The 9,901-nt window shown below is 57.3% G+C and carries 8 protein-coding genes and 1 pseudogene; 1 reads left to right on the forward strand and 8 read right to left on the reverse strand.

Annotation, left to right across the window (positions count from 1 at the left end; translation table 11 throughout):
* Positions 1-79: 79 nt before the first annotated feature.
* The 3 genes and pseudogenes from HGP14_RS34600 to cax form a co-directional block, all read right to left on the reverse strand.
* The gene (locus HGP14_RS34600; RefSeq protein WP_168834295.1) at positions 80-1,861 is read right to left on the reverse strand and encodes an acetate--CoA ligase family protein; all 1,782 of its coding nucleotides are present in this window, start codon (positions 1,859-1,861) and stop codon (positions 80-82) included.
* An 18-nt stretch (positions 1,862-1,879) separates the two neighbouring features.
* Positions 1,880-2,317 carry a universal stress protein gene (locus HGP14_RS34605; protein ID WP_168834296.1) on the reverse strand — a complete coding sequence of 146 codons (438 nt, stop codon included), beginning with the start codon at positions 2,315-2,317 and terminating at the stop codon, positions 1,880-1,882.
* Positions 2,318-2,573: 256 nt separating this feature from the next.
* Positions 2,574-3,666 (reverse strand): annotated as a pseudogene (gene cax / locus HGP14_RS34610) (calcium/proton exchanger).
* Between the two features lie 255 nt (positions 3,667-3,921).
* On the opposite strand from cax, the gene HGP14_RS34615 reads away from it, so the two are divergent.
* Positions 3,922-4,539: a bile acid:sodium symporter gene (locus tag HGP14_RS34615; protein WP_168834297.1), complete on the forward strand. Its 618-nt coding sequence runs from the start codon at positions 3,922-3,924 to the stop codon at positions 4,537-4,539.
* 248 nt (positions 4,540-4,787) lie between these two features.
* Here HGP14_RS34615 and HGP14_RS34620 read toward each other — a convergent pair whose 3' ends face one another.
* From HGP14_RS34620 to HGP14_RS34640, 5 genes are all read right to left on the reverse strand, one after another.
* Entirely contained in the window at positions 4,788-6,074 is a 1,287-nt protein-coding gene (locus HGP14_RS34620; protein WP_168834298.1) for a DUF2254 domain-containing protein, read from the reverse strand.
* Positions 6,075-6,900: 826 nt separating this feature from the next.
* Positions 6,901-7,515, reverse strand: coding sequence for a VIT family protein (locus HGP14_RS34625; RefSeq protein WP_246704767.1), 615 nt, complete (start codon positions 7,513-7,515; stop codon positions 6,901-6,903).
* Between the two features lie 213 nt (positions 7,516-7,728).
* A complete protein-coding gene (locus HGP14_RS34630) occupies positions 7,729-8,475 on the reverse strand; it encodes a sensor histidine kinase (protein WP_168834299.1) in 747 nt (248 codons plus the stop codon).
* A gap of 30 nt (positions 8,476-8,505) precedes the next feature.
* Positions 8,506-9,246 carry a helix-turn-helix domain-containing protein gene (locus tag HGP14_RS34635; RefSeq protein ID WP_246704768.1) on the reverse strand — a complete coding sequence of 247 codons (741 nt, stop codon included), beginning with the start codon at positions 9,244-9,246 and terminating at the stop codon, positions 8,506-8,508.
* Positions 9,247-9,405: 159 nt separating this feature from the next.
* Positions 9,406-9,901: hypothetical protein (locus HGP14_RS34640; protein WP_205927470.1), on the reverse strand; the 496-nt coding region annotated here is incomplete at its 5' end.

A 9,901-nucleotide genomic window follows, 5' to 3' on the forward strand; every position in this document is an offset into this window, starting at 1 on the left:
CTGCGGACAGAAGCAAGCACTCGGCGAGGGATTGAGCTCATAAGGGATTGACTCGGGAAAGCCCGTTACAGAAGCGACCTCACTCTGACACGGTGCAGGCCGCTATCCACCCCTGATGGGATCTCAACTGTTCGCCCAGACCTAGCTTCGCCAGGGCGACCTCCATGTCGCGCGCGGCTCGCCCAGCGTTGTCGGCGCTTGTTAAGTTTAGTGCCACGCCCCCAACATCGGACTTATGGGTGATTTGCCGTGACAGGACCTTGACCGCGATGGCGGAGTACCTTTTCAGGAGAGATGACGCCACGTGCTCCACGGCGGGAACGGAATCGGCAACTAGGGAGTCTGGGACAGAAACCCGGTAAGCTGCCAGAACCGCCTTCGCCTCCGGTTCCGTCAGCATTCTTCGTCCCTCTGCAGCGACCCTCTCGAAAATCTGCAGAGCTTTGGGCCGGTCGATGCGCAGGGATTCACACGTCGACGGCGTGATGTGGGTCAAGTGTTCCTGCTGGCGCGCCCACTGCGCAAGAATATGCAATGAAGCGACCGCGTTTGCCGGCAAATCATAATTTGCGATACCGGCGTCCTGGACAATGCGTCGAGCTCTGCGAGCCTCCCTTCCGCCCAAAAAGCAGGTCAGCAACGGCTTTCCACCTACCCTTCCCTGATCAACACACGCGGCGACCGCTGTCGCCGTTAACTCTGGAGTGGCGGGCTGCACCGGACAATGCAAGGCAAGCAGGACATCGACCTTTGCGTCGTTTGCAACGGTCTGAAGCGTGGAACTGTAGCGCTGCGGCGTTGCGTCCCCCATCATGTCGACGGGATTGCTACGCGACCACCCTGCGGGCAGCATTTCGTCCAATTTCCTAAGCGTCTCATCAGTCAACATGGCAAGTTCTTCTCCCTTGTCGAGGAGGCTGTCGACAGCAATAACGCCGGCGCCGCCGCCATTGGTGACGACTGCAAGCCGTGCCTTGGGCAGCGGCGGGAATCGCGCGGTGATTTCGGCCGCGTCGAAAAGTTCTGAAAGCTCGGCGACACGAATGACACCTGCGCGCTTCAGAACCGCGTCCATGACGCGGCTGTCGTTGGCAACTGCGCCGGTGTGGGTGGCGGCCGCCTTGGCTGCCGCGGCGTGCCGGCCTGGCGCGATTGCAATTACGGGCTTCAGTCTTCCTGCCGCCCGCGCAGCCGATATGAATTTTCTCGGGTTAATGATGGACTCCAGATAGATGATGATTGTTTTTGTGGCCGGGTCTGCTGCTAGGAGATCGACCCCGTCTCCCAGGTCCACGTCAATCATGTCGCCGAAGGAGAGGACCTGAGAAAAGCCGACACCATTATCCGCTGCCCAATCAAGCAAGGAACTTACGATCGCCCCCGACTGGGAGAGTAAGCCAATGCTTCCGCGCTCAGCACTTGTCAGCGCAAAGCTTGCGTCCAATCTTGCCGCAGGAACGATCAGGCCGATGATATTCGGGCCGAATATTCGCAGGCCGTAAGGCTTGCTTGCCGCAAGCGCGGCCTGTTTCAGGCCATTGTCGTCTGTCAATCCTGAGGTGACGATTGCAGCGATTCTGGTGCCCTTTTCTCCGAGTTGGCGGAGAATGACCGGAACAGTCGCGGGTGGGGTTGCGATGATGGCGATGTCCGGTGTACCCGGCAGCCGGTCAACACTGGCAAAGCAGGGAAAATCCATGACGCTGTCATAGTGGGGATTGACGGGCCATACATCGCCGGCAAATCCTCCGCGGACAACGTTTCTCAGAATCGTGTTCCCCACTGCCTCCCGGCTAATTGACGCGCCGATGATTGCGATTGCCTGAGGATGAAGCAACGGCGCCAGATTCTTGATCGACATTGCATCGGCCTCGTTGGTTCACCGATAGACCAGAACCGGTATGCGGGACTGTGCGAGCACTTTGGTCGTCACGCTTCCAAGAAGCAGCGACGCAACGCCGCCTCTGCCATGCGAGCCCATCGCGATCAGATCGCATCCTCTGTCGACGGCAGTTTCGATGATTGCAAGGGGCACGTTGTCGCCTTTTACAACGAGCGTCTCGCAGGAAATGCTCCGTCGCGCCGCCTCCGACCTTGCGGGGCTCAGGAATGCGTCGCAGCGTGACTCCGCAATCCGTTCATAATGATCACGTTCCTCGAGAAACTCTTCGGCGTTGCCGCTCAGCATTTCAAAAGGTTCTACGACCGCCAGCAAAGTCACTCTCGCCTGCGCGTCGGCAGCAAATCTGATCGCTTCATCCGCGGCCATCGAGGAAAGTTTGGAGCCGTCGGTGGGGATGAGAATATGCTTGAACATCGCTAGTAACCCTCCATTGGTATCCAACTTTAGGTCGCCGTCCGCACCGCGACCTTGATACGCATCAAATGCCAAAAGCGAACGACAACTAGCGATTTTCAGAGCTGGTCAGGTGCTAGTCTCTTGGCTTTCACGTTGGTGCGGCTGACGGGAGCAGGAACAAGATGAGCCCGAAGGTCGCATAGACGGTAGGAGCGACAAAGGCAGCCACCACGGCAAACCATGTTCTTGACCCTTGTCAAACTAAAACAGGCCTTCACAAGGGCGACGCCGGCGGCAGCAAGAACAGCGTGAGGCCGAAAATGGCGTAGACCGCCAAAGCAAGTACGCCGATGTACCAGGTGCCATGGCCGCCGTTGGACAGGAGCGTCGCCACGATTGTGGCAATCAGCATCATCGTTACCGCACCGGGCCAGAACTGAAGCGACATCGGTGCCGGGCCGACGAAGTAGCTTACGAGAACGAGAACGGGGGCAACGAAGAGTGCGATCTGCGACGCGCTCCCCAGCGCTATCTGACACTTAGGTCGAGACGGTTCGAGCGCGCCGCGGAAAAGGCCGTGGTCATTTCCGCCGCCCCGCCGACCAGCGCGACGACGATGAAGCCGACGAAAGCAGGGGTCATGCTCATGCGCTCGGCCGCGGCCTGGACGGATCCAACGAAGACCTCGCTGATCAATGCGATGAGAAACGTGACGATGATCAGGACCGCAACCGAAACCGATATCGACCAGGAATCATGTTCTTCCGCCGTCTCACCGACGCTGGCAAACAGCTCGCGATGAGTCTTAAGTGAAAATAACATGCCCAACCCGTAGACCGCGATCAGCAACAAGGCCAACCCCAAGCTCAGACTGCTCGAGATAGCCGACGCCTGATCTACGTTCTTGATCAGAGATGGAACCAGTACCGCAACGGTTGCCAGGAACAGCAGACAGGCTTGGAAGCGCGCGTTGATCCGATTGAAGTCTTGCACGTGGTGCTTGAGGCCGCCCAGCAGGAAGGCTCCGCCCAGCATGAAGAGAGTGTTGGTTACGATAGCCCCGGCGAGTGACGCTTTGACCAACTGATACTGCCTGCCTGAAAGGCGGCCAGCGAGATCACAAGCTCCGTCAGGTTTCCGAGAGTGGCGTTTAGCAAGCCTCCGACGACGTCTCCTGTTAGCACGGAGACGGCCTCTGTCGCGCGACTCAGGAGCGCAGCTAACGGAACGATCGCGAGGATCGACAAGCCGAACAGCAACGTGTGGGCTTCGGGCGATGCACGCTCGACAAACAGGACGATGGGAACGAAAACAAGAAGTCCGAGCAGGGGCGCCTGGCGGAGTTCTCCTATCAATCTCTTCCCCATTTTGGACCACTGTTCGGATCTGTCTGAATGGATCTGTTGAGTGTCACCCATCACGGTCCTCCCACGTTTCCTTTGGCTGCAAGGAGACTACAAGCAAGCGACGAGTGCGCATTGATAGGGATCAAATCTGCGCGGGATTGACCGGACGAGGCTTTCGACCTCTAGCCGCAATGCCGCCCGGATACATTGAAGGAGATCAAGGACGGGATCCGAAGATCGCAGTACGCTTGAAGCAAACAAACGGAGAAGGCGACGATGATCGATCTGCTCAAGTACACGCTTCAGGTCGCGCTCGTTTCGTTCATGCTCGGCAGCTTGATCGACGTCGGCCTCAAGCTCGACGTCAGAGACGCCTGGGCCGCGCTGCACGATTTAACGTTCCTAACATCCAGCGTGCTATCCGCGTTCGTTGTCGGCCCCCTGCTTGCCTTGTTCCTCGCACGCCTCCTTTCTCTGCCGGAACCCTACGCCATTGGGCTGCTTCTGCTGGGGCTGGCACCGGGCGCTCCCTTCCTGCCTCTTCTTTCAGACATCGCTCATGGCGATCCTCCCTATTCCGCAGCCTTCATCGCGATTGCCGCAGTCGGCACCATCATACTGATGCCGATCGCAGTTCCCTTCCTTGTCGAAGGACTGCACATGAGTGCGGGCTTGACTGCCCGGCCGCTTCTCCTCCTCGTTCTGATGCCGTTCGCGGCCGGGATAGGAATGCGCCAGCTATCAAGGAAATTTGCAGACCGGTGCGATCCGATCGTAAGGAAGCTCGTCGCCCTCAACGTGGTCGTCCTGTTGTCCGTCGCCTTTGTGCAGAACTGGAGGGAGATGCTCAGTGCGGTCGGCACGTGGGCCATCGCCGCCCAGTTGATCTACTAATGCGGACTGGCCGCGTTCTCCTATCTGCTTTCGTTTGGACTTGCCCATGGCAGGCGAAAGGTCGTCACGCTTGGAGTCTGCACCAGAAATGTAGGGGCGGCACTCGCTCCGTTGTCGGCCGTACCAGAGGTCGATTCTCGATCGAACACCATTTGCATCATGGCCGCCTGCATCACTTTGGTCGTTGGGTTTGGCGTGGCGAAGCTCCTGAAGCGACTCGGATCGAAAGAACACCCGATGAATGCGGGTTAGCCCGATTTCAATGGTCTGGCCGTCCCGCCCAGCCCCTGCGAGTCTGGGGTTTGCGCCAGCATCAAGTCTTCAGGAAACTCGTAGATCTTTGCGAGCATGCGATCCAGCAGGTCAAGCTCCCTGAGCAATTCCGGCCGACGACACTCCGGAAGGACCTGGCAAGCGTATTCGATTACCGCTCGCAATCGCCGGGCAACCTGAAAGTTCTCCGCGCCATACAACCGTATTTCGCTGAAGGTGAGCTGCACGAAATCTCCCCAGTCCGGCGTCCTGCGGACAAGCCGCAGTCTTCCAGACTCGTCCAGGATATCCTCATCGAGCAGGTGCCGCTTTCCCACGAAGCATAGCAGGCGTTGTAGCTGGTCGATCGCAAGGACGGCGGTCGTCGGATCGTTGATCGCTTTTGAAAGAGCCTTGATACCGATGTCGACGATGATTCTGAAGGCGAACGTCGCATCCTGTTCAAGTGTACGCTCCGGCCCGAGAGCAACCAAGGCTTTGAGCGCGCCGTCATTCGGAAGTTGCTGGCCGTACAATCGAAAGAGCGGCTCGTTTGTGCCGACGAAGTCGCCAACCCTCGGCACCAGCTCGATGATTGTATCAGTTTTCTCAGCCAGGGCGACGAGAGCGTTCAAATTGACGGCCACCACAATTGCAGGATTGGCCTCGTGGCAGATTATTTTGTCCGGTTCGTCGGAGAGTGGAATGATATCGCCGTATGGGCCTTCGTCCCCAGCCGACTCCGGGTAAACGTGCTCGATGACTGTGTGTCCACGTTCACCGACCCTCAGGATAATGCTCACTGGCCGCAATAGGCGAGCGGCGTAGTCGATCAGATAGAGGAAGGCGGCTATCGAAAGAAACCCGAGAAGCCCAGCTATTCCCGAGACACCATGCGGAACGGCCGTATCGAGCCTGGCGAGGGCGCCCGTCGCAAACAGCAGTGTGAATATGAAAAGTCCGACGGTGAATCGGATGGCGTTGTCGCGGAGAAGGGTCGTCGCGATGATCCGCGGGGTCAACTGGCCCCCTGCGACCTGGATCGCAACCAGCAGGGAGCCGAATGTGAAGACGACGAAAGTCAACGTCATCGTGATGATCGTCTCCAGCATTCTTTGTGTACCAGCTACGCCCCAAGGCCATACGTCGGCCCAGAGGGCCCATCCGTCGAACAAGTAGACCAGGCGGATCGAGGCGACATAAAGAAGCAGGGCGACGAACGGAACGATCCACAGGGAGGATCTGACGTAACTTTTCAAGTTGTACCATCGGTTCCAAGCCATCGCCGTATCCCAATGCCGGAAGTTACAACGCAAGGCCACATGGGCCCCCCACTAAGCAAACTGAAATGTTGCGAGCCCGCATTGACGGCGATCAACGTGCGCGATTTCTCGACTTTGATCCAGCTCAATGCCCGACGTTCGTCGGCTGATAGCTTTTTAATCAGGTCCATTTTTTGACTGGTGACAGTTCGCAACGCAGCATTCCGAAGAGCTGGACTTTGCGGGAAGAAGCGGAACGAGGTCAGAACGATGACATCGAGAAGAAAAGAAAGATACGTCTGCGTTCCGATGCGGCATGACCTTTTCGAAGTCCTCGATACGAGGAGCGGGTTGCCGGCGGAAGTGGACGCGACGGCGATCCTTCTCAACCGCGTAGAAGCGCGGCGGCTTATCGCATGGCTGAAGGCACGGAACATCTCGCGACGCAGCAAACCGCGAGACCTCATCCCTGACAAAGATCGCGAGCGTGGGAGGAATGGCGATGGCCAGTGCGGAATCATTGCAGATGCGGGCAGCGGTACTTTCGAACTCGGATGTCCAGAGCTAGCTAGAACGAATCCTGGCGGGCAACGAATTTCAGGTACCGGAGCGGGGACGGCGGTTTCTGAGATATGTCGTGGAAGAGACCCTTGAGGGGCGATCACGCTATCTAAAAGCCTACACCATCGCCCAGGCCGTATTTGGACGAAAAGACTTCGAGCTGGCGGAAAATGGCGGCAGAATGAGTTACAGCGCGGTAGTTCGCGATCTGCAGGCGATTCTCACCCGGAAATTTGTAAATAACCACGATCACCTTTGCGCATTCGACCGCGCACGGTGGTATTCCTTACATTCGCTGCCGATCATCCAAAGCGGAGGCTATTGTTACCATGGCCAAACCGACGGCAACCATCAAAATCGCGATACGCAGCGGCCTTCCCGAATGACGGCCCAAGGCGTACCCGGTCAAAAACAACAAGCCGATCGCTATGGCATTGGAAACGCGCAGAGCAATCAGTGGATTTGTTATAAACAAGAAGGGTGCGACGACCGGAAAAGTAAGTAAAAATACCAGCAGAAACACGGCTGACGCGCCAATAAGGTCTTGCGTTTGGCCTCCGGCCTGCACCTCATCCGCCGGCAGACTGAGTAAATGTAACCGAATCCGATCAAGATCGCTGGGTGAAAGCGCCGGCAGAACCAAGGGCGGCAGCGCATCTGCAATGACGGTGCGGGCTGCAGTCCAAGCCAGGTTGCAACTGAGCGCGCCAATCAACATTGCCCTGACATCCGCGCTGCCGGCTTGCCCGGCGCTGAGAGAGCCGGTGAAAGTCATCACCATGATTAATCCGAAGAGAATCTCGCTTGTGCGGTCAACTGGATTGAGCACGCGGCGAAAAGATGCCCATCTTGCCTCTGGGGTTACTTTCTCAATGACGGCTTGCCCGCGATCGGCAGTCATTGCTACTCTCCATAGGTCGGCACAACAAGACGAATTCAGGAATAACAAACAGCGAGACGACAAAATGCTTGGTTTGTCGTCAGGTTCAATTGACTCGCATCAATGCGAGTACACAATTTGTAAGACGTTTTTTCCTACGGCACTAACTAAACATGTAACTCAGTATTGTAGAATGCCAGTGCTTCACGGCGACAGTCTCCTGAACGCCGGAGGTCATGTATTGGCCGGCAGAAACATGCGAACAGTCGTTCCGTGACCAAGAGCACTCTGCAGCTCCATATCTCCCCCCGTTTGCTTGATGAAGCCGTAGACCGCACTCAGGCCCAGGCCGCCGCCAGCCGAGAAGGCTTTCGTCGAGAAGAATGGCTCAAAAGCATGAAGCTGAACATCGTCGGCCATCCCGGCACCATCGTCCGCGACAGAAACTGCGATGTAATTTCCGTTTACGCCCTCCGGCATAGGAGGGGCGTAATCCTCGTCGAGGTGCACGCGAGCCACCTCGATCGTGACGTGACCGCTGTCTGTCATCGCGTCAGCGGCGTTGGCCATCAGTTGTTCCAGGCTTGCGCGCAGTAAATCGGTATCCGTATCGGCTCGCAATCTCGAGCCGGTGGCCACCATGCGCACCTCCACCCGTTCAGGCAAGAGCTGCCGCAGCTGTGGGAGACAGTCCGAAACAAGCTGCGCGATGTCGGTGGGTACGGTATGGATCTGCTGGCGGCGGCCGAAGGCCAGCAGCTGTGCAGTCAAGCGAGCTCCTTCATCGGCTGCGTCTCTCGCTTCTCGTAGAATTATTTTCGAAGTGTCATCACGCGGTTGACTTTCGAGCATCTCAAGGTTGCCGCTGATGACTGCCAGTAGGTTGTTGAAACGATGCGCAATGCCTCCAGTCAGTCTTCCGAGTGACTCAAGCTCGTATGCTTGCCGCTGCGGGTGAGCAATCATCAGGTGAGCCGCCATTAGTCTTCCTCCATACGGCTCGGGTCATTGCTAGTTGTGCCTGCTGCGCATCGGGAAGTCATTGTCATCTTCGTATTCACCGCCGGTCAACCGAGCGAGACCCCTTGCCCTGACAACCCGCAGAGCATGTCGGCCCTCGGGAGCAATCAGTCCGCGGCTCATTAGTTTCGTAAATGTTCGTGACACCGTTTCGATCGTGAGGCCAAGATAGTCTGCAATGTCGAGACGAGTCATTGGCAGCTCGATGATGGAGGCATTCGGACATGTCCGCTGTTCCCGTCGAAGATGTTCAAGCAGAAAGCTGCAAACGCGCTCCTCCGCGTTCTTGCGCGACAGTAGCACCATCTGATTTTGAGCGGCCGCCATCTCGTCGCAAAGACGGGCAAAGAGCTCTGGCCGCAGCTCAAGCGATGCATTGACGGCATCCTGGAATTCACGGCGTCCGAACCTGCGGAAGCGCAGATCGGTCACAGCTTCCGCGCTGTAAAGATAACGATCTTTGAGAGAAACGCCGACGAGATCGCCAGGATAGAGAAATCCGGTGATCACCCTTCGCCCGTCGCCGATGATCTTGAAGATGCGTAGCACACCTTGAACCACCTCAAAGAGATGGCTGGCGCTGTCGCCTTCATAAAACAGAGTCGCGCCAGCTTCTACCTGACACAGGGTCTGCTTCTTGAAGAGTGCTTCGATGGTTGAAGGCGCTGGTTTGGCGGCGATTGGAATTAACTGGAAACGATCGATCCTTTGTCCTGCGTTCATGGCGTGCATGGTATGACCCCTCCTGGCTCCCTGCTAGTTGACGCCCTTTGCGTAACATCCCGATGCCGCATTGGTGATGAAAAGAATCGGTTTGTGACGGTTCGTAACAGCGCGCAGTCATGAGATCTCACGAGAGGCAAGACCGCGCCGACAGGAGGACACAGCATTTCACGAGGTGCTCGAATGCGCACCGACCGTGAGCATCAACCCATGATCCCAGCGTTCTAAAAACGCTGGATCCTGCATATGTTTCCAATTGCCGGGACCAAGCGTCCAGATACGGATTGACCTGCATCGGTTCTCTCTAGCCGTTGTGTTCATGTGCTTGAGAAGAGTGGCGGCCACACCCTCGGCATCGCCAGCACTTGCAGCGACCAGGAAGGGGACATCGAGTAGCTTGCCAACCGCTTCGTGCTTGCGCACCCGGTAGATACAGAGTCCCTGAACGGTTCCGGCTGCGTTCGTGGCAACGACCATCTCCTCGCGCCGAAAGACATTGCTGAACGCCTGCCGCCAAGCCGCTAGTGTCAGCTCTGGAACGACTGCCTGCATCAAAAGGTAAGCACGGTCCACCTGGCTGGGCTTTAGAGTCTCTAGGAGATAGCGCGTGTCCCTCATGCACAATCCTCCCGCACAATGCACCGCACTGGATTGTCGATCAGTG

Source organism: Rhizobium sp. P32RR-XVIII, from assembly GCF_012641395.1.
In the GTDB taxonomy this organism is placed as follows: Bacteria; Pseudomonadota; Alphaproteobacteria; order Rhizobiales; family Rhizobiaceae; genus Rhizobium.